The organism is Bradyrhizobium symbiodeficiens, assembly GCF_002266465.3.
GTDB classification, from domain to species: domain Bacteria; phylum Pseudomonadota; class Alphaproteobacteria; order Rhizobiales; family Xanthobacteraceae; genus Bradyrhizobium; species Bradyrhizobium symbiodeficiens.
This window is the reverse complement of the sequence record NZ_CP029427.2, coordinates 436655-455431: the sequence shown is the minus strand read 5'-3', so window position 1 is coordinate 455431 and position 18777 is coordinate 436655. Positions and strand designations below refer to the sequence as shown.

Annotated in this window: 18 protein-coding genes; 7 read left to right on the top strand and 11 right to left on the bottom strand. The window is 64.7% G+C overall.

Features of this window, described 5'->3' with window-relative positions; genetic code table 11:
• Positions 1-8: 8 nt before the first annotated feature.
• Entirely contained in the window at positions 9-1745 is a 1737-nt protein-coding gene (gene araD, locus CIT39_RS02170; protein ID WP_094973840.1) for an L-arabinonate dehydratase, read from the bottom strand.
• A gap of 256 nt (positions 1746-2001) precedes the next feature.
• Between araD and CIT39_RS02165 the strand changes: the two genes are divergently transcribed.
• Both CIT39_RS02165 and CIT39_RS02160 read left to right on the top strand, forming a co-directional pair.
• Positions 2002-2415 carry a response regulator gene (locus CIT39_RS02165; protein ID WP_094973839.1) on the top strand — a complete coding sequence of 138 codons (414 nt, stop codon included), beginning with the start codon at positions 2002-2004 and terminating at the stop codon, positions 2413-2415.
• Entirely contained in the window at positions 2393-5986 is a 3594-nt protein-coding gene (locus CIT39_RS02160; protein ID WP_094973838.1) for a PAS domain S-box protein, read from the top strand. The genes CIT39_RS02165 and CIT39_RS02160 overlap by 23 nt, the downstream gene beginning before the upstream one ends.
• Positions 5987-6104: 118 nt before the next feature.
• On the opposite strand, the gene CIT39_RS02155 is transcribed toward CIT39_RS02160, so the two are convergent.
• A complete protein-coding gene (locus CIT39_RS02155) occupies positions 6105-6740 on the bottom strand; it encodes a response regulator transcription factor (RefSeq protein WP_094973837.1) in 636 nt (211 codons plus the stop codon).
• A gap of 149 nt (positions 6741-6889) precedes the next feature.
• On the opposite strand from CIT39_RS02155, the gene CIT39_RS02150 reads away from it, so the two are divergent.
• Positions 6890-7195 (top strand): hypothetical protein, encoded by a 306-nt coding sequence (locus CIT39_RS02150; protein ID WP_094973836.1) that lies wholly within the window; start codon positions 6890-6892, stop codon positions 7193-7195.
• Positions 7196-7251: 56 nt separating this feature from the next.
• Here the strand turns inward: CIT39_RS02150 and CIT39_RS02145 are convergent, their stop codons facing one another.
• From CIT39_RS02145 to CIT39_RS02115, 7 genes are all read right to left on the bottom strand, one after another.
• Entirely contained in the window at positions 7252-7755 is a 504-nt protein-coding gene (locus CIT39_RS02145; RefSeq protein WP_018321616.1) for a response regulator, read from the bottom strand.
• Between the two features lie 131 nt (positions 7756-7886).
• Positions 7887-8204: a hypothetical protein gene (locus CIT39_RS02140; protein ID WP_018321617.1), complete on the bottom strand. Its 318-nt coding sequence runs from the start codon at positions 8202-8204 to the stop codon at positions 7887-7889.
• Between the two features lie 2 nt (positions 8205-8206).
• Complete coding sequence (locus tag CIT39_RS02135; protein ID WP_094973835.1) at positions 8207-9085, bottom strand: CheR family methyltransferase; 879 nt, start codon at positions 9083-9085, stop codon at positions 8207-8209.
• 30 nt (positions 9086-9115) lie between these two features.
• On the bottom strand, positions 9116-9505 hold the full coding sequence (locus CIT39_RS02130) for a response regulator (RefSeq protein ID WP_094973834.1): 390 nt from the start codon (positions 9503-9505) through the stop codon (positions 9116-9118).
• A 36-nt stretch (positions 9506-9541) separates the two neighbouring features.
• The gene (locus CIT39_RS02125; RefSeq protein WP_094973833.1) at positions 9542-10021 is read right to left on the bottom strand and encodes a chemotaxis protein CheW; all 480 of its coding nucleotides are present in this window, start codon (positions 10019-10021) and stop codon (positions 9542-9544) included.
• 25 nt (positions 10022-10046) lie between these two features.
• Positions 10047-12884: a hybrid sensor histidine kinase/response regulator gene (locus CIT39_RS02120; protein WP_109853923.1), complete on the bottom strand. Its 2838-nt coding sequence runs from the start codon at positions 12882-12884 to the stop codon at positions 10047-10049.
• Positions 12885-13309: 425 nt separating this feature from the next.
• Positions 13310-13792, bottom strand: coding sequence for a response regulator (locus CIT39_RS02115; protein ID WP_094972786.1), 483 nt, complete (start codon positions 13790-13792; stop codon positions 13310-13312).
• Between the two features lie 778 nt (positions 13793-14570).
• Here CIT39_RS02115 and CIT39_RS02110 point away from each other — a divergent pair.
• The 3 genes from CIT39_RS02110 (at position 14571) to CIT39_RS02100 (ending at position 16154) form a co-directional block, all read left to right on the top strand.
• Positions 14571-15269 (top strand): Crp/Fnr family transcriptional regulator, encoded by a 699-nt coding sequence (locus CIT39_RS02110; protein WP_181955184.1) that lies wholly within the window; start codon positions 14571-14573, stop codon positions 15267-15269.
• Positions 15270-15427: 158 nt separating this feature from the next.
• Complete coding sequence (locus tag CIT39_RS02105; RefSeq protein WP_162308849.1) at positions 15428-15805, top strand: Hpt domain-containing protein; 378 nt, start codon at positions 15428-15430, stop codon at positions 15803-15805.
• Positions 15806-15905: 100 nt separating this feature from the next.
• Positions 15906-16154, top strand: coding sequence for a hypothetical protein (locus tag CIT39_RS02100; protein ID WP_094890775.1), 249 nt, complete (start codon positions 15906-15908; stop codon positions 16152-16154).
• Positions 16155-16236: 82 nt separating this feature from the next.
• On the opposite strand, the gene CIT39_RS02095 is transcribed toward CIT39_RS02100, so the two are convergent.
• Positions 16237-16860, bottom strand: a complete 624-nt coding sequence (locus CIT39_RS02095) for a helix-turn-helix domain-containing protein (RefSeq protein WP_094972784.1) — start codon at positions 16858-16860, stop codon at positions 16237-16239.
• A 333-nt stretch (positions 16861-17193) separates the two neighbouring features.
• On the opposite strand from CIT39_RS02095, the gene CIT39_RS02090 reads away from it, so the two are divergent.
• Positions 17194-18357: a hypothetical protein gene (locus CIT39_RS02090; RefSeq protein WP_094972783.1), complete on the top strand. Its 1164-nt coding sequence runs from the start codon at positions 17194-17196 to the stop codon at positions 18355-18357.
• Between the two features lie 15 nt (positions 18358-18372).
• Here CIT39_RS02090 and CIT39_RS02085 read toward each other — a convergent pair whose 3' ends face one another.
• On the bottom strand, positions 18373-18603 hold the full coding sequence (locus tag CIT39_RS02085) for a hypothetical protein (protein WP_148667350.1): 231 nt from the start codon (positions 18601-18603) through the stop codon (positions 18373-18375).
• Positions 18604-18777: the final 174 nt, after the last annotated feature.

The window sequence follows — 18777 nt, the reverse complement described above, 5'->3', positions numbered from 1 at the left end:
ACGGGTGGCTAGTAAATCGACGGCTCGCCGATCGGCGCGCCGAAATCGGTCTCGAGGAAGTCGAAGTCGCAGCCGTCATTGGCCTGCTTGATGTGCTTGGTGAACATCCAGCCATAGCCGCGCTCGAAGCGGCGTTCGGGCTGCTTCCAGGCGGCGCGGCGTTTTTCCAGCTCGGCTTCGCTCACGTCGAGATTGATGGTGCGGGCGGCGACGTCGAGCGTGATGCGGTCGCCGTTCCGCACCAGCGCCAGCGGGCCGCCGATGTAGGATTCCGGCGAGACGTGCAGGATGCAGGCGCCGTAGCTGGTGCCGCTCATGCGAGCGTCCGAGATCCGCACCATGTCGCGCACGCCCTGCTTGACGAGCTTGGTCGGGATCGGCAGCATGCCCCATTCCGGCATGCCCGGGCCACCTTGCGGCCCCGCATTGCGCAGGATGAGGATGTGGTCCTCGGTGACATCAAGGTTGGGATCGTCGACGGCCTTCTTCATCGAGGGATAGTCGTCGAACACCAGCGCAGGCCCGGTGTGCTTGAGGAAGCGCGGCGCGCAGGCTGACGGTTTGATGACGCAGCCGTCGGGCGCGAGATTGCCCTTGAGCACGGCGAGCGCGCCTTCCTTGTAGATGGGATTGTCGATGCCGCGGATCACATCGCCGTTGTGAACTTCGGCACCCTCGATATTCTCACCGATGGTCTTTCCGGTGACCGTGATGCAGTCGAGATGCAGATGCGGCTTGATCTGGCCCATCAGCGCCGGCAGGCCGCCGGCATAGAAAAAGTCCTCCATCAGATACGCATCGCCGCTGGGCCGCACGTTGGCGATCACGGGCACCTTGCGGCTCGCGATCTCGAAATCGTCGAGGCCGATGTCCTGGCCGGCGCGGCGGGCCTGTGCGATCAGATGGATGATGGCGTTGGTCGAGCAGCCCATCGCCATCGCGACCGCGATCGCGTTCTCGAAAGCCTTCCGGGTCTGGATCACCTTCGGCGTCAGATCCTCCCACACCATCTCGACGATGCGGCGGCCGCATTCGGAGGCCATGCGGATGTGGTTGGCATCAGCCGCCGGGATCGAGGAGGCGCCCGGCAGCGTCATGCCGATCGCCTCGGCGATCGCGGTCATGGTCGAGGCCGTGCCCATGGTCATGCAGGTGCCATAGCTGCGGGCAATGCCGGCCTCGATGTCGAGCCAGTCCTTGTCGGAGATTTTTCCGGCGCGGCGCTCGTCCCAGTATTTCCAGCCGTCGGAGCCGGAGCCGAGCGTCTTGCCCTTCCAGTTGCCGCGCAGCATCGGGCCCGCCGGCAGATAGATCGCTGGAATGTTCATCGAGGTCGCGCCCAACAGCAGCGCCGGCGTGGTCTTGTCGCAGCCGCCCATCAGCACCACGCCGTCGACGGGATGGCTGCGCAGCAATTCTTCCGCGTCCATCGCCAGCAAATTGCGATAGAGCATGGTGGTCGGCTTCAACAGCGATTCCGACAGCGACAGCGCCGGCAGCTCGATCGGCAGGCCGCCGGCCATCAGGATGCCGCGCTTGACGTCGTCGACGCGCGACTTGAAATGCATGTGGCAGGGCTGCGCGTCCGACCAGGTGTTGAGGATCGCGATGATCGGGCGGTCCTTCCACTCCTCAGGCGCGTAGCCCATCTGCATGGCGCGGGAGCGATGGCCGAACGAGCGGAGATCGTCGGGCGCGAACCAGCGCGCGCTGCGGAGCTGGTCGGGCGTTTTCTTCTTTGTCATTGCTTTTTCCTCTGCGAATCCGTCCGCTCTTCTCACACGCCGTCCACCCGTCGCAAGTCGCCGGATGTGCCGAACTCAGCCTTCCGCTATGCACGCAAACGTGCATATATTGGGATACGAAGCAACAGCGACCGACCGGCCCCCGTATTCGCGCGAAGTGCTTGCAGGCTGAGCGGAATCCGCGCAACAATTTCATTTTTGATAGTTTGATTTGCGGCCGGCGGGGAGGCCCCATCCGGCCCGGAGGAATTCAGACGTGGCCAACATCCTGATCGTGGATGACGACCCGGCCGTTCAAATCACGATCCGGCTGCTCCTGGAGAGGGCCGGTCATTACGTCACCGTCGCCGGCGATGGCCGCAAGGGGCTTGCGCTGTTCGAGGCCAGCCGGTTCGACCTGCTGTTTCTCGATATCTTCATGCCCGGCATGGACGGGCTGGAGACGATGCGTCACATCCGGGTGCTGGCTCCGGCCATTCCGATCATCGTCATGTCCGGCCGCTCGGTCACGCCGGATGCCTATGCGGAGCCTGACTTCCTGAAGATGGCGACTAAGCTCGGCGCGGCGGCAAGTTTGCAGAAGCCATTCCCACCCGACGCCCTGCTCGCCGCGGTCGATGGCTGCCTGAAAGCAGGCGAGGGGTCCAATGTCAGCTCCGGCCGCCGATGACGGAGGTGCCTCGGCTCCAGGCCAGACCAGCCGCGGTCGTCCGGGAAGCCCTGCGAACATCCGCATGACGCTCGCAACGCGGTTGGCGATTGCGATGATCCTGCTGGTGACGGTCACCGTGGCCGCTGTCGGATGGCTGGGTTTCCGCAACACCACGCAAGCGGTGATTCCGCGCGTCCTGGAACGGGTCGAGGCCCAATCACGCCTGCTCGCGACCGGTCTGGAATCCTATGTTGCCGGCGCTCGCGGCGATCTGGTCGGCTATCGCTCCGCTGCGGCCATCAACGGCCTGATCCGCGCTCACCTCGCCGGCGGTGTTGACCCCGCAGACGGCGTCTCCGAGCAGACCTGGCGCGAGCGCATCGCGACGCGGCTCGCGGCCGAGATCGAGGCCAAGCCCAGCTACGCGCAGTTTCGAATCATCGGCATCGACGACGACCAGCGCGAGCTGGTTCGGGTCGACCGCTCCGGCCCGAACGGGTCGGTGCGGATCGCCCCCAACAGCGAGCTCGAGCGCAAGGGCGACCGAGCCTACTTTCGTGACACGATACGACTGGCACCCGGCGATATCTATGTTTCGGCCGTCGATCTCGCCACGCGTCAGGGAGGGACCACCGAACCGCACGTTCCGACGCTGCGGGTCGCGACGCCGCTGTTCACGCCGGATGGCAAGCCGTTCGGCATCATCATCGCCAATATCGACATGCGCCCGGCCCTGGACCACGTGCGCGGGACGGCAAACTCTGGTGGCGAGATCTACGTCGTGAATGCGCGCGGCGATTATCTCGTTCATCCGGATCGCACGCGAGAATTCGGCTCCTCGCACGGCCGCCCCACCAACTGGCGCGATGATTTTCCGTTCTTCGCAGGCTTGGCCGGCACGTCGGACCTATCCACGCGGCTCATGACCGACGGGGCGGGCCGGCCGAGCGGCGCGGCGATCGCGCCGGCACTGCTGGCCGGCAAGGAATGGACCGCAATCATCGTGACCATTCCGCCGGCCGTGTTCGGCCGGGTGCCGGCCGCCATTCAAAAGACTTCCCTGCTGGTCGGCGTGCTGGCCATCCTCGCTGCGGCATCACTCGCAGTGCTGTTGGCGCGCTCGCTGACCCGCCCGATCGGCCGCCTGACCGCGGCCGTGGAGGCGATCGGCCGCGGACAGCAAGCGGACATCCCCGTCGACGCCGGCGGCGAGACGGGCGTGCTGGCGCGGGCATTCGCCCGGATGGTCGAAGAGACGCGGGCGAAGACAGCCGCTCTCGAGCAGGAGGTCCGGGAGCACCGCCGCACCGAGGCGGCGCGAAGCCATCATGCGGCACGCGAGCACTTGTTCAGCGCCGCCGTCGAATCATCCGACGACGCGATCGTGATGCAGACGCTCGACGCCATCATCACAGGCTGGAATCCGGCCGCCGAGCGGCTCTATGGCTATGCGGCGAGTGAGGCGATCGGGAAATCCACCGCGATCATCGTCCCACCCGACCGCCGCGCGCAAGGCAAGGAAATCCTGCGGCGGATCGCGCGAGGCGAGCCGATCGAACGGTTCGAGACGGTGCGCCTGCGCAAGGACGGCACGCCGATCGAGATCTCACTCAGCCTCTCGCCGATCAGGGGATCGTCGAGCGAGATCGTAGGCGTCTCCGGGACCGCGCACAGCCTCACCGAGGCGCGGCGGGCCGAGCGGCAGGTGCAGCAACAGCTCGAAGAGCGCCGGCAGATCTTCGACACTTCGCAAGACCTGATCATGGTCATGAACTCGCGAGGCAACATCGCGCAGATCAGCCCGAGCAGCGAGGCCATTCTCGGTTATCGGCCGGATGAGATGATCGGCCGCAGCGGCGCCGACTTCATTCACCTGGATCATCTCGAGCACGCCCGCGACGAGATGCGCGCGCTACGCCGCGGCGAGCGCATCAAGCTCGCCGACACGCGCTGCTTCGACCGCAATGGACACGGGGTCTGGCTGTCCTGGCTCGGCAGCTGGTCCGAGCAGGCGCAGCGCTACTTCTTCGTCGGGCGCGACATGACGGAGGCGCGGCTCGCGCAGGAATCGCTGCGCGAGAGCGAGCGGCTCGCCCGCAAGATCGTCGAGACCTCGCTCGACGCCTTCATCCAGACCGACGAGACCAGCAGCATCCTGAACTGGAACTCGCAGGCCGAGCAGCTGTTCGGCTGGCGGCGCGACGAAGTGCTCGGCAAGAGTACGATCGACCTCATCGTGGCCGAGAGCGAACGCGAGAGGGTCAAGGCAGGCCTGAAAGATTTCCTGGAGAACGAGGACGACAGGACACTGAACCGCCGCCGCGAGCTGATGTGCCGTCGCCGCGACGGCAAGGAATTCAGGGCCGAGGTCAGCCTGACCGCGCTGAAGCGCCGCGAGGGCCTGCTGTTCAACGTATTCTACCGCGACCTCACCGACAAGATCGCCGCCGAGGAGCGCATCCGCCATGCCGAGAAGATGGAGGCGGTCGGCCAGCTCACCGGCGGCGTGGCGCACGATTTCAACAACATCCTCACCGTCATCACCGGCACGATCGAGATCCTCGCGGAGGCCGTCGAGAAGGAGCCGCAGCTTGCGGCCATCACGAGGATGATCGACGAGGCCGCCGCGCGCGGCGCCGAGCTGACCCAGCATTTGCTCGCCTTCGCGCGCAAGCAGCCGCTCCAGCCGCGCGAGATCGACATCAACTCGCTGATCGTCGACACCACGAAGCTGTTGCGACCGACGCTGGGCGAGCAGATCCAGATCGAATCGGTGTTCGAGGAGGAGAGTTGCGTCGCGATCGTCGATCCCAACCAGCTCACCACCGCGATCCTCAACCTCGCGCTCAACGCCCGCGACGCCATGCCCGGCGGCGGCAAGCTGATCGTGGAGACCGGCGCCGCCTATCTCGACGAGGTCTATGCCAGCGGCAACGACATCCGCCCCGGCCGTTACGTGCTGATCGCCGTGAGCGACACCGGCAGCGGGATCCCCGCGAACCTGCTGACCCGGGTGTTCGACCCCTTCTTCACCTCGAAGGGACCGGGCAAGGGCACCGGACTCGGGCTGTCGATGGTCTACGGCTTCATCAAGCAGTCGGCGGGCCATATCAAGATCTACAGCGAGGAAGGCCACGGCAGCACGATCAAGATGTACCTGCCGCCCGGCAAGACGCCGACATCCGTCAGCGAGGGCGTGACGCCGGCGACGATCGAGGGCGGACACGAGACGATCCTGGTGGTCGAGGACGACCGGCTGGTGCGCGACTACGTGCTGACGCAGCTGCACTCGCTGGGTTACGTCACCCTGCAGGCCGCGAACGCGGCGGAGGCGCTCGCGATCGTTGCCGCCGGCAAGCCGTTCGACCTGCTGTTCACCGACGTCATCATGCCCGGCAAGATGAACGGACGGCAGCTCGCCGACGAGTTGATGAAGACGCGGCCCGATCTCAGGGTGGTCTACACGTCAGGCTATACCGAGAATGCGATCATCCATCACGGCCGGCTGGATTCCGGCGTGACGCTGCTGGCCAAGCCCTACCGCAAATCGGATCTGGCGCGGATCATCCGCAAGGCGCTGAGCGCTTGAAACTGAGTAGCGCCGTAGCCCGGATGGAGCGAAGCGCAATCCGGGACAGTCTTTCAGCATGCGCGAGCCCCGGATTACGCTGCGCTCCATCCGGGCTACGAAACATCACTGACAGGCCTTACGATGCGCGCTGCGCCGCGGTCATCACGATGCGGATCAGATCGGCGGCGTTGCGCGCACCGAGCTTCTTCATGATGTTGGCGCGGTGATCCTCGATGGTGCGCGGGCTGATGCCGAGGGTGCGGCCAGCTTCCTTGTTGGACGCACCGGAGGCGAACTGCTCGAGCACCTCGCGCTCCCTGCGCGTCAGCGGCTCACGTCCGGGGAAATGCAGCGAGCTGAATTTCGGCGAGGCGTTCTCCGCCTGCCTGCGTGCATAGGCGCCGATCGCCTCGTCGAGCCGGCCGACGATCTCGCTGCCGCGGAACGGCTTCTCGATGAAGTCGAGCGCGCCGCTCTTGATCGCGCCAACCGCCATCGCGATGTCGCCCTGTCCGGAGATCATGAAAATCGGCGCCGGATAGTCCTCGCCCTGGAGCTCCTCCAGAATGTCGAGGCCCGACTTTCCGGGAATGTGCACGTCGAGCAGGATCGCAGCCGGTGTGCGGTTTCGCGCGACGGCGAGCAGCGCTGCGCCGTCGGCAAAACAGATCACCTCATAGCCCGCCGCTTTCAACACCATCGACAGGGTGTCGCGAACGGCAGGGTCGTCGTCGACCACGAAGATTTCACCGCGAGAGCTTTGTTCGGCCATGTGCCACATCCAGTTGGCATGAAGGACTCGCGTCCGCGCCTCCCGTTATGGCGTTCGGCGCGGATTCGGCCCACCCGTATTTGTACGGGACATGGACTTAACGCACAAGTAGCGACGAGGTGCCTTATTGCGGGGGACGGAGAATATCCATGCTAAATTACGCAGGCACACCCCCGCTCGCCGCGATGGCCGACGCCGACAGCCGTCAGTTGATCGCAGCCGAACTTCGCTCGCTGATCGCGCGCATCGACATCAGTGTGCGTCTGATCGACGCGGCGATGAAACCGGAAGAGGTCGAGCCCGTATCCGATAGCGCTATCGCGGGTTCCACCGAAATTTTCGTGCTGGACGACGTCACGCCGCGTTATGCGACGGCGAGCGCCGCCCTCAATGCCTGCCGGGCGGGCCTTGGCCACGCCTTGCAATCGCTATCGGAATCCGGCAACGCGGCATAGAGTGCGATCGGCGCGGCGCAGCAGCCGCGCCCGATCGCATGGCGGCTCCGCAAGTCTCAAGCGCGATGCCGTTCCACGATCGCGTCGGTGGCGACGCCGCCCCACGTGTGAATCGCAGGAAGCCCCATCGCGGTCTTGCCGAGATTGGCAAGGCTGATGCGCAGGGCCGCTAGGTCGAGCGGCTTCGGCAGGCTCTGGAGCTCGATCCCGACGGACCGGGCGAAGCTGCGTGCTGCGCTGCGGCGCTTGCCGTCCATGCCGCTGATGACGATCACGGCGCCACCGAACTTCGCCGCCGCCATCTCGCGCAGCACGTCGATGCCGTCGCCATCCTCCAGCACGAGATCGAGCGTCACGCAGTCGAAGCGCGCGGCGCGTAGCTTCTCGATCGCATCCGCCACGGACGGCGCCACGGTGACTTCGTGGCCGGCCTGCTTGGCGGCGACCGTGATCAGGCTGCGCTGCGTAGCGTCGTCATCGACCACGAGGAGCTGAAGCGCGCGCCGCTCGGCGCCGTCGGGCAGGTTCGAGGAGATGGGGGAAAGAGAACTTCTGGGCATTTCAGTATCCTGAGATTGGGATCGTCAACGGATACACGGTTCGCGCTTAGGCCACGTAAAGCCGCTGTCGCGAATTCATTCGGATGTTTTCAGAAAATATGAAGCAATGGACCGGAAAGGACGTGGGCGGATCACGCCGCTTCGTCACGGCCGCCGGCTGCGCCGCGCTTCTTCCGGTTCTTGCCGCGCAGGAACTGGATGTCCATTTCGGCGCCGTTGACGCGGACCAACTCGCAGCGGCGGTAGGCGAGGCCCGTGGACGACAACAGCAGGAAGAACTCCTTCAGGTTCAGCCCCTGGATCGAGCCTTCCACCGTGAGGATGGCGTCGGTATCGGAGATCGCGTTGAGCTTGCAGTCGCGGCGCCAGGTGCCGTCGATGGCCATGATGCAGACATCGTAGCCGCGACTGAAAGTCACGCGTTCCGTACCCTTGCCATCCTCGGCCATCTCTATCGTCCTGCCATGACCGCCAGTCGCGGCGCCGCGCCGGCGAGTGCCGGCTTGGCGGCTGCGGCACGCGGATCGTTCGGCTTGTAGAGGCCGCGCCGATCCGGAATCGGGCGGAACGTATCGGTCAGGCCGACCACGGTTTCGGCCGCGCCCAGCACCAGGAAGCCGTCGGGCTCGATCTGGCGCGCCAGCCGGTTGAAGATATTGATCTTGGTGTCCTGGTCGAAATAGATCAGCACGTTGCGGCAGAAGATGACGTCGAAGGTGCCGAGCTGCGCGAAATCGTGCAGCAGGTTGAGCTGCCGGTGCTGGATCATCGCCCGCAATTCGGGATTGACCTGCCAGGTCTCGCCCGTCTGCTTGAAATATTTCATCAGCATCTGGATCGGCAGGCCGCGCTGCACCTCGAACTGGCTGTAGATTCCGGCCTTGGCCTTCTCCAGCACCTCCTGCGACAGATCGGTCGCGATGATCTCGATGCGCCAGCCGGTGAGGGCCGCACTCATGTCCTTCAGGCACATCGCCAGCGAATAGGGCTCCTGCCCGGTCGAGCCGGCGGCGCACCAGATCCGGACGCTGCGCTTGGCTGCCCGTGCCTTGATGATCTCCGGCATGATGTGGTCGCGGAAATGATCGAACGGGACCTTGTCGCGAAAAAAGAACGTCTCGTTGGTGGTCATGGCTTCGACCACGTCGGTGATCACCGTGCGCGCGCCGCCTTGCAGCTTCTGCACGAGTTCGCCGATGCCGGAGAGCCCGGCCTTGCGGGCCAGCGGCAGCAGGCGGCTTTCGATCAGATATTGCTTGTCTGCGGACAGGTCGAGACCGGAATTGTCCTTCAAGAACTTACGCAGATACTCATACTCGGTCGGATTCACGGAAGACCTCTTGAAGTTAACGAAGGCGTCTCAGGCGGCGGTTTGTTCGTCCAGCGCGATCAGACCGACTTCCTGGAATTTCGCCAGCACGATGTCCTTGTCGAACGGCTTCATGATGTACTCGTTGGCACCACCGCCCATTGCCTTCGTGATGTGATCGATGCCGGTTTCCGTAGTGCAGAACACGACCATGGGCTCGTCACCGCCGGGCATGCGGCGCAGCGTGCCCAGAAACTGGAAGCCGTCCATGACGGGCATGTTCCAGTCGAGCAGGATGGCCTCCGGCATCGCCTTCTTGCAGTGAACCAGAGCCTCGACGCCATCTTCAGCTTCGATCACCTGAAAGCCCAGCGCCTCGACGATCCGGCGGGCAACTTTTCGGACGATGCTGGAATCGTCAACAACCAAACAAGTCTTCATTTTTCTTCTCCGACTTCGGTGTTCTCTGGTGTCAGTTTACGCAGCCATTTGCACTCTGGTTTCGAGATCGAGGACGCGGTCGATGTCGAGGACGACCATGAGCTGGCCGTCGAGACGGTGGACGCCGCCGGCGAGCTTGGCCATGCGCGGGTCGAGGTTGACGGGATTTTCCTCCATGCCGGCCTCGGGCAGGCGCAGCACTTCGCCGATCTGGTCGATCAGCAGGCCGTAGGATTCGCCGCGCAAATCGACGCCGACCGCCATCGGCACCTTGCCGTCCTCGGGCTGCGGCAGGCCGAGACGGGCGCGCATGTCGACCACGGTGACGATGCGGCCGCGCAGGTTCAGCACGCCCGCGATCTCGCGCGAGGACAGGGGCACGCGGGTGACGCGTTCGGGCATGAACACGTCCTGGACGCGGGAGATCGGCAGGCCGAACAGCTGGCCGCCGATCATCGCGGTGACGTATTCGACCATGGCGCCTTCGGCGGATTGGGTCTTGCTCTTGCTGGTCATGTTGGCTGTCTCCTGATCCTGTCCGTTACGCCGCCGCCCGGCTCAGATCGGAGGCGCCGGCGGCGCTCGCGGTCTGTTCCTTCAGCGCCGCGATCAGACCGGGACGGTCGAACTTGGCGACATAGTCGTGGAAGCCGGCCTGACGGCCGCGCTCGATCGCCGCCGGCGACATCAGCGCCGACAGGCCGATGATCGGCATCGAGCCCAGATTGTTGTCCGAGCGGATGGTCTCGGCGAACTCGAACCCGTTCATGTCGGGCATCTCGATGTCGGTCAGCACCACGTCGAAGGTCTGCGCGCGCAGTGCCGCGAGGCCCTCCTGAGCGGTCGGGGCGGTGCGGACGCGGTAGCCGGCCGCCTTGAGGACGGGCGCCAGCATGTTACGGAAGAACGCGCTATCGTCGACCAGCAGCACCGACTGCGAGTGCAGCGACGGCTTCATCTCCTTGCGGGTGAACCAGTCGGAGAACGCCATCGGCAGGAAGTGGCCGACGTCGATCACCTCGGTGGCCTGGCCCTTGATCACGGCCGAGCCCAGGATGCCGGAAGCGGAGCCGCCGACCTCGATGTTGAGCCGTTCCTCGACGATGTCGATGATCTCGTCGACGACGAGACCCATGGAGCGGCCGTCGTCGGCGAACACCAGGATCGGCTGGGCGCCCTGGCTGGCGATGGTGACGCCCTCCATGGCAATGAGCGGCATCAGCTGCTCGCGATACTGCACCATGTAGCGGCCGTTGGAGAACTCGATCTTGTCGGCCGGGAGCTCTTCCAGGCGCGTGACGAGGCCGAGCGGGACCGCCTTGGGCTGCGACGAGCCGGCGCGGAACACCAGCAGCGAAGTGGTCTGCTCGCCCGAGCCGATGTGATGGGCGCCGTTCTCGTCGCCCATGTCGTGGGCCGAGGAGCCGGCGGCGCCGAGCGCTTTCGCAATGCCGTTGGGGTCGATGATCATGATGACCGCGCCATCGCCCAGGATGGTGTTGCCGGAGAACATGTCGATGTGACGCAGCTTGGTCGACATCGGCTTGACCACGATCTCTTCGGTGTGGAACACGCCGTCGACGACGATGCCGAAGGTCTGGCTGCCGACCTGGGTCACCACGATGAAGCCGTTCTCGGGATCGGAGGCCGCGCCGTCGTCGATCTTGAGGAGCTTCTTGAGGTGGATCAGCGGCAAGAGCTTGTTGCGCAGGCGCAGCACCGCGGTGTCCTTGATGCGCTCGATGCGGTGTTCGCTGTTGGCGCGGGCACGGACCAGCTCGACCACCGAGAGCTGCGGGATCGCGAAGCGATCACCGGCGGCTTCGACGATCAGGGCCGAGACAATCGCCAGCGTCAGCGGGATCTTGATAGTGACGGAGGAGCCCTCGCCGGCCACCGACTTGATGTCGATGGTGCCGCCGATCTGGTCGATATTGGTACGCACCACGTCCATGCCGACGCCGCGGCCGGAGACCGAGGTGATGGCGGCGGCGGTCGAGAAGCCCGGCGCGAAGATGAACTTGTGGATCTGGGCTTCGCTCATCTTCTCGAGCTCGGCCTCGGTGACGAGGCCTGAGGAGATCGCCTTGGCCTTGATCTTGTCGGTGTTGAGGCCGCGGCCGTTGTCGGCGATGCAGATGATGATGTGGCCGCCCTCGTGATAGGCGGACAGGCGGATGGTGCCCTGCTCGCCCTTGCCGGAGGCGAGGCGCTCGGCGGGGGTCTCCAGGCCATGATCGGCGGAGTTGCGCACCATGTGGGTGAGCGGGTCCTTGATCAGATCGAGCACCTGGCGGTCGAGCTCGGTGTCGGCGCCGTGCATCTCCAGTTCGATCTGCTTGCCGAGCTCGCTCGAGAGGTCGCGGACGATGCGGGGCAGCTTCTGCCAGGCATTGCCGATCGGCTGCATGCGCGTCTTCATGACGCCTTCCTGCAGCTCGGCGGTGACGTTGGAGAGGCGCTGCAGCGGCACCTTGAACTCGGTGTCCTCGTTGCGGCGGGAGATCTCCAGCAGCTGGTTGCGGGTCAGCACCAGCTCGGAGACCATGGTCATCAGATGCTCCAGCGTGTCCACGTTGACGCGGATCGACTGGTTGGCGATGCTGGCGCCTTCGCCGCCGGCCTCATCTGCCACCGACTTCTTGGCGACGGCCTTTTCCTTGGAGGCCTTGGCGTCCTTGACGACCGCCCTGGCAACCGGCGCCGGTGCTTCAGCGACAGGCTCGGCCTTGACCTCGGCGACGGGCTCCGCCGCTTCGATCGGGGTCTCGCGGAAGGCGCGCTCGAGCTCGTCGAGCGAGACTTCGCCCGGACGCAGCGGACGCTCCAGGGTCTGGTCGATCAGCGTGCCCGTTGTCATCTCCTTTGCGGGCGCAGGCGCAGCGGCGGGCGCTTCCGGCACCAGCGGCGGGGCCTCGGCCACGGGAGCAGCGGCTGCAGCGGCCGGCATCGGCTGCGCCGAGCCTGACGCGATCGGCTGCGCCGACGCTGACATAGCCGCCATGCCCCGCTCGACCATCGCTTCCAGCTGGTCGATGAGATCGCGGTCGTTGCCCTCGGGCTCGGCTTCGGTCGCCTCGAGACCGGCCAGGATCTCCTTGATCCGGTCGATCGAAGCCAGAATCAACGACACCGCGTCCGCCGTCACCGGCATGCCGTCGCGGAATTTGCTCATCAGGGTCTCGCCGGCATGCGCCAGCGCTTCCAGCCGCGGCAATCCGAGGAAGCCGCAAGTGCCCTTGATGGTGTGGACCAGGCGGAAGATGTTATCCAGGATCTTGGCGTTGTTCGGCTCCTGCTCGAACTTCACCAGCTGATTGTCCACGGTGTCCAGGCTCTCGCTGGTCTCCGTCAAAAACTCCCGCAACAGATCATCCATGAGCTACGCCTTACTGACCTGACCCTGGACCTCGACGCCCGCGCCACCTTTGGCATGGACGGAAGCCCTCCTCTCGATCGTTAGACATCCCCTTTCACAGTCCCGTTAATTTCATCCTCCGTGCTAATACGGATATTGAAGAGAAGTTTGCGGTTCGACGGCATGCGGCAGCGCTTTTCGGCAAAACCAACTCAACGCCGCAGCGGCGGCGACGCGTGAGGTAAACGGGCCGATAACAGCGAGCGAGGCGCGCTGGAAAGTCCCGCTCGCGAAGGACGATAGAGCGGCCTGCGGGACATCGAACCGAGCCGCCCGCAACCGGAGCGCAGTCGCGCCGCTCCGTTCGTGTTGGCGCAGCGACCTGCGTGGTCCCGTACGCGCGGTAAACGAACGGTTACCCCGTGGCCATAGCGGCCCGCGCCGCGCTAACCCAATCGCGCGACCGAGGCGAGGTCGCCGTCGGGACGATGCTCCGCCAGGCAATCGTTGATGGCGGCGAGCAGCGCATGCGGCGTGAACGGCTTGCGCAGACAGCGTGCGGCGCCGAGCTCGAGCGCGATCCGGAGGAAATCGGGTGCAGGCGAATTCAGATCCGCAAAGGCGTAGCCAGACATCGCGATCAGCGGAATGACCGGCGCCCGCTCGTGGAAGATCCGGATCGATTCGAACCCGCGCATGTGCGGCATGAAAATGTCGATGATCATCAGATCGAATTGCTGGTGTTCGAGCGCGCGCAGTCCGGCTTCACCTCTTTCGGCAATCGCTACCCAAAAATCGTTGCGCTGGAGATAGACCTCGATGGCCATGCAGACCATCGGGTCGTCGTCGACGACGAGAATATGGCGCAGACCTTCCGTCCCCGTTTGAGCTTCCCGTTTCGGCGATTCAATAATTGAACCGTGGGGCACGCCTTTCTCCTTTGCTTGCAGTCGAAAGAATGACGATCGCGAACCTCATTGGCGGCGCGGGGAGGATCGACGCGACATCCGCGGCCGCGCGACGCCAGGCTTCATGGCAATATTGGATGACAGTCATTGCTGGTCCAACGGACGAGACTGCACGGGTCGGGCAGCGTCTGGCCGCAGCGCGGATGCAATGCTCCCGGTTCACGAAGAGTCCCCTTGCCGCATTTTCCTGCACAACCCTGCAGGACCGGCGCAATGGCTCATGAGCGAATCAGCGCGCCGTTCTTATTTCCGCCGCAAATGCTGCAGCCGGTCCGCCTCCCAAAGGTTATATGGACAGCACCACAACCTTTATTATATGCTTTTATTTCCGCGCAACTGGATGACGAACGGGCCTCGCACCCGATCGTGCATCGAAAATGCCCGATTGACCTTCGATGATCGCGAGCGGCTGCCCGTCCAACCAGGCGCTGCAAATGCTCGTCGCGGCAGATCTCGATCTGCTGCGTCCGCATCTCGCGACGGTCGAAATGGTCAGATCATCTGTCTTGAGCGAGGCGGGTGCTGCGCTGAATTACGTCTATTTCCCGCATGGCGGATCCGTTTCGATCACGGTGGGCCTGTCCGAGGGACAGATGATCGAGGTTGCGGTGCTCGGGCAACTTGTCCCAATTGCCAATATATCCCGACGCGAACATGATGGACCCTGCGACGGACGCATGACGGGATGTCGTCGATCGCGATTCGGTGGTGCGGGAACGGAGGGCAGCTCTTGGAAACGATGGTGCGCTCGGCCAACGGATTTCTGTCCGCACTGTCGGCAGACGACTATGAATTGATCCGTCCGCACCTGCGAACAGTCGATCTGCCCCATGACGCGGTGCTGGTCGAGACCGGCGAGGTGCTGAAGCGCGCCTATTTTCCCCACCGCGGCGTCATCTCGCTGGTGGTGAAACTCGCCAAGGGCGAGCATGTGCAAGTCGCCATGATCGGTCGCGACAGCCTGCTCGGGACGCTCTCGACGATGGGCGATGCGTGCGCGCTGAACACCGCCGTCGTGCTGGTTCCCGGCGTCGCGTCAGTGATGGATCTCGACCGGCTGCGGATCGCCGCCGACCAGAGCGGCACCCTGCGCACGTTGCTGACGCGTCACGGGCTGGCGGTCTACGTCCAGGTCCAGCAGGCCGCGGGCTGCAATGCCGCGCATCCCGTGGAGTCGCGGCTGTCACGCTGCCTGTTGCACACCCATGACCTCTCCGGCGACACCCGGCTGCTGCTGACCCAGGAGACCATGGCGCAGATGATCGGGGCGCGGCGCAACAGCGTGTCGCTGGTCGCCAACACCCTGCAACAGGCCAATTTCATCCATTACAGCCGCGGACACATCCAGATCACCAACCTCGACGGCCTGCGCCAGACGGCGTGCGAATGCTACGCCACCGTGAAGGCCCAGTACGACCGGCTGCTCGGCGCGCGCTGACCGCCGCGCGCATGGTAAACCGCCGGCTAATGCCGGCCTGCAAACACCTTGTGTCCTGCTACCGGAACGGAAATTCGAATGCCGTAGACACGGGCAGCCCTCGCGCCGGGACTGTGCCGCGCGACAGACGAATGATGCGTGATCGAGGCAGCAGGCCCATGTTTGAAGTCACCGTCGCGCCCGCGCACGAGCCGATCGAGACCGAGCCTGCGCGCGAGCCGCACGCTTACGAAGCGCTGGTGCGCGAGATCGGCGAGGACGGTGCCTGCGAAGTGCGCGATGTGTTCTGGAGCGAGACCTGCGCGCGCCTGCAATTGTTCCGCACGCTCTCGCTGGCGCAGCACCACGCCAGGATCGCGCGCGAAGCGCATTCGCTGAAGAGCGCGGCCGGGACCTTCGGCTATGTCAGGCTCGCGGCGCTGGCGCTGCGACTGGAGCAGTCCGCAGAGAAGCTCGGCGACGGCGGATTCCGCGATCTCCTGGACCTGATGGACGCCGCCTACGCCGCCGCGCGCGCACAGGAGCCGCAGGGCTAGTACGGCCCGCGTGCATCCCCGCCGTACTTCTACGGCTTGGGATTTTCACAGATGGCTAATCATAGGCGGCGATAGTCCCGGAAAACCAGGAGGGTTTTCCATGTTCACCTACGAGACCGCGGACCAGAAAGAAGTTCGCCGCTTCCGCATCGCACAGTTCAACGGCCGGATGGCGACGGTGAAGGCCGGCGAGTCCACGGTGACAGGCTTCGTGCGTTCGGTGCTGGAGCAGGAATCGAGCATGCCGCCTCGCTGGACCATCACGATCATCCCGAACGGGCCGAAGGAAGAGATCAAGCCGCTGCGTCCCGCCTCGCGCGCGCGTCCCTTCGCCGAAGACTATTTCTGAGCGCGATCGGGGTCTCAGGACGTCCCGGGAGATCTCTCGGGGCGTTGTCCGCACCGCCTGCCGGCGATGCAACACACCAGCCTCAGTCGATCGAGTGCAGCAGCGCCGCGCGGACGAGGTCCGCGGTGTTGCGCGCACCGAGCTTGCGCATCGCCTCGGCGCGATGGCTCTCGAACGTGCGCGGACTGATCTGCATCCGAAGCGCGCCCTGCTTGTTCGAGTAGCCTTCGCTGATCAGTCTCAGCACCTCGCGCTCGCGCTTGGTCAGCCGCTTCTGACCCGACAGGCTGACGAGTTCGGCGCTCGGCACGCGCTGGGGCTGCTGTGCGCGGACGGTTTTCGATTCTGCGTCCTCGGCGCTGGACGGGATCGACAAGCCGGCCTTATGAGGACCGGCCAGCTGCTTGACCAGTCCGCAGACGCGCTCGGTTTGTGCCAGGGCATTCTCGACCACCCGCCGCAAATAGGCGCGGTCGCCGGTCACGGGCGCGAGTTGATCGCTGTGATGCTTGATCTCGCCCATGTAGAGCAGCAGGGCAGTCAGGGGGCCGTTGAGCTCGCGGGCGATGGCAGCGGCCATTTCGTCGCCGGCCTTGGCCCGGGCAGCGCTCAGGCGGACGAAATCGGGCTCTTCAGCTGGAGCAGCGCTGCCTTCGTACCATTCCGACGGCCGCGAATCGGTGGCCGTATCATTCTGTGACCCCATGTCACTCGTTTAGCGGAACCCGGGGCGGTCTGTGGTTAACTTTTTGCTCCGTAAGACTACGGTGATTTTGTCGGTTTTGCGCGGAAATGGCGGCGTCGGCACAATTTGTGCTTGCGCCGGGTCGCGTGGAACCATGCAGGGGTTGCGTTTCCCACTGAAGTCTTGAGCAAACGAGCGAAAACCCCTTAACCGCCGCCTTCGCGCGGACGTCGTCCCCCGGTTTTTACGGAATAATTAACGGCGGCTTGCTTCTCTTAGGGAAGTTGAGAGCGCGCAAATGCCTCCACGCATTGGGCCCGCACGCGCGGGAAATGCTGCGAAAGACTGCGTGCCATGGACGAGATCGATCGGCTGTCGGAATTCCTGCAGAGGCTGACGCCGCTGTCGCGCAGCTGTCTGCTCAGTGAACTCGAGCGGCTCGAGTTGTGCGGCATCGACATGCCCGGCTCGTCCGAGATCCAGTCGCGCCTGCGCGCCGAGTTTCGCAAGGACGGATCGACCCAGGCGCGCGCCACCAACCCGTCGCGCTATTTCTTCGCGCCGCTCGAGCTGTTCCTGATCGACGGCGCGCCCGAGCACCCCAACATGGGGCGGATCTCGCGCAACACCCTCACGCCGATCTGGGAATGGATCTGCCGCGACCTGCTGCCGACCATGGCGCGCGACTACATCAAGGCGATCAACGACCAGGTTGCCGCCAACAACCCGAAGGAGGTCCTGAAGGTCGCCTCGACGTTCCAGACCAAGGTCGTCAAGGTCCTGGAGAGCACCTTTGCATCGGCGGAGAGCACCGAATTCGCGCGCGGCAAGCTCGCGCAATACACGGCATCGCGCACCGCATTCGACGACGTCAGGAAGATGCAGCACGTGCTGCGCGCCGGCAATGTGCTGACGAAATTCAACGAAAAGCTGCCTGAGAAGATCGCCAAGTTCGACGACGGCCGGGTTGCCCAGATCACCGCGCAGCTCGACGCCTTCGGGAAGGCGCATGCCGAGGCCCTTCCCTTCGCGCTGACGCTGGTGGCGCGGCGCCTGGCGACGCCCTGGCAATTGACGCGTCTCGCCACCAAGGCGGCCGCGAGCAAGAGCGCCACCGATGTCGCCGCCACACCCTATGCCTGCGTCGTTCACATGGTGCTCGACCGGCTCGACGACAAGCGCCTCGCGCTTCGGATCGCGCTCCGGAACAACCGGGTGCTGGTCGCCCGCGACCTGCTCGCCGATATCTACGACACCGAATATTCCCTCAAGGTGCGCATCGACGGCATCGAGGGTTCCGAATGGGGAATCCGGCTCCAGCAATTGATGGACGCGATCGCGGCGCTGGTGTCCGCCGAGGTGGCCCGCTTCCCGTCCAATGTCGGCCACATCCTCGGCTCTCGCCGGCTGCGCAGCCACGACACGCTCGGCGGCAAGCTGACCTATCTGGCCTGGAAGGGCCGCGACGTGGTGCAGGACGGCGCGGCGGCGTTTCGCAAATTGATCGGGCAGACCTGAGCTCTGCGCCTCAGTTTATTGTTTGAGCATGATCTTTTCGGAGAACCGCCGCACACTTTCCGGATCATGCTCTAATGCGCGCGCGGCAGGCACAGGAAGCGATCGAGAAATCGCCCCGACATCACCACCCTGAACCACCAGACCATCATTCGCCGCATCGTCATTGTCGTAATCCTCGATACAGCCCACCACCGGCTGTGCCGAGCAATAGCGCAGATGCAGCAAACCGTGTGTGATGCGTTTCACACTTTGTGTGATCGCGTTCGACGGCCGCAATCCGGACAAACCAGCGACTGCGATTAATCTTGCGACGGCTTCCCGGGTGCTTCGAAAAGGCACACCGCGTCATCGCTTGCCCGCTTTCGTCCGCGAGCCGGGAGCTCGATGTCACACGACGGAAATTTGCGCAGCGACTGCAAT

Bases quoted from the DNA above. Each gene is read 5' to 3' on its own strand.
- CIT39_RS02155 (WP_094973837.1), bottom strand. From the start codon at position 6,740: ATGGCCGAACAAAGCTCTCGCGGTGAAATCTTCGTGGTCGACGACGAC.
- CIT39_RS02140 (WP_018321617.1), bottom strand. From the start codon at position 8,204: ATGGCCGAGGATGGCAAGGGTACGGAACGCGTGACTTTCAGTCGCGGC.
- araD (WP_094973840.1), bottom strand. From the start codon at position 1,745: ATGACAAAGAAGAAAACGCCCGACCAGCTCCGCAGCGCGCGCTGGTTC.
- CIT39_RS02150 (WP_094973836.1), top strand. From the start codon at position 6,890: ATGCTAAATTACGCAGGCACACCCCCGCTCGCCGCGATGGCCGACGCC.
- CIT39_RS02130 (WP_094973834.1), bottom strand. From the start codon at position 9,505: ATGAAGACTTGTTTGGTTGTTGACGATTCCAGCATCGTCCGAAAAGTT.
- CIT39_RS02145 (WP_018321616.1), bottom strand. From the start codon at position 7,755: ATGCCCAGAAGTTCTCTTTCCCCCATCTCCTCGAACCTGCCCGACGGC.
- CIT39_RS02100 (WP_094890775.1), top strand. From the start codon at position 15,906: ATGTTCACCTACGAGACCGCGGACCAGAAAGAAGTTCGCCGCTTCCGC.
- CIT39_RS02105 (WP_162308849.1), top strand. From the start codon at position 15,428: ATGTTTGAAGTCACCGTCGCGCCCGCGCACGAGCCGATCGAGACCGAG.
- CIT39_RS02160 (WP_094973838.1), top strand. From the start codon at position 2,393: ATGTCAGCTCCGGCCGCCGATGACGGAGGTGCCTCGGCTCCAGGCCAG.
- CIT39_RS02110 (WP_181955184.1), top strand. From the start codon at position 14,571: ATGGTGCGCTCGGCCAACGGATTTCTGTCCGCACTGTCGGCAGACGAC.
- CIT39_RS02120 (WP_109853923.1), bottom strand. From the start codon at position 12,884: ATGGATGATCTGTTGCGGGAGTTTTTGACGGAGACCAGCGAGAGCCTG.
- CIT39_RS02125 (WP_094973833.1), bottom strand. From the start codon at position 10,021: ATGACCAGCAAGAGCAAGACCCAATCCGCCGAAGGCGCCATGGTCGAA.
- CIT39_RS02095 (WP_094972784.1), bottom strand. From the start codon at position 16,860: ATGGGGTCACAGAATGATACGGCCACCGATTCGCGGCCGTCGGAATGG.
- CIT39_RS02090 (WP_094972783.1), top strand. From the start codon at position 17,194: ATGGACGAGATCGATCGGCTGTCGGAATTCCTGCAGAGGCTGACGCCG.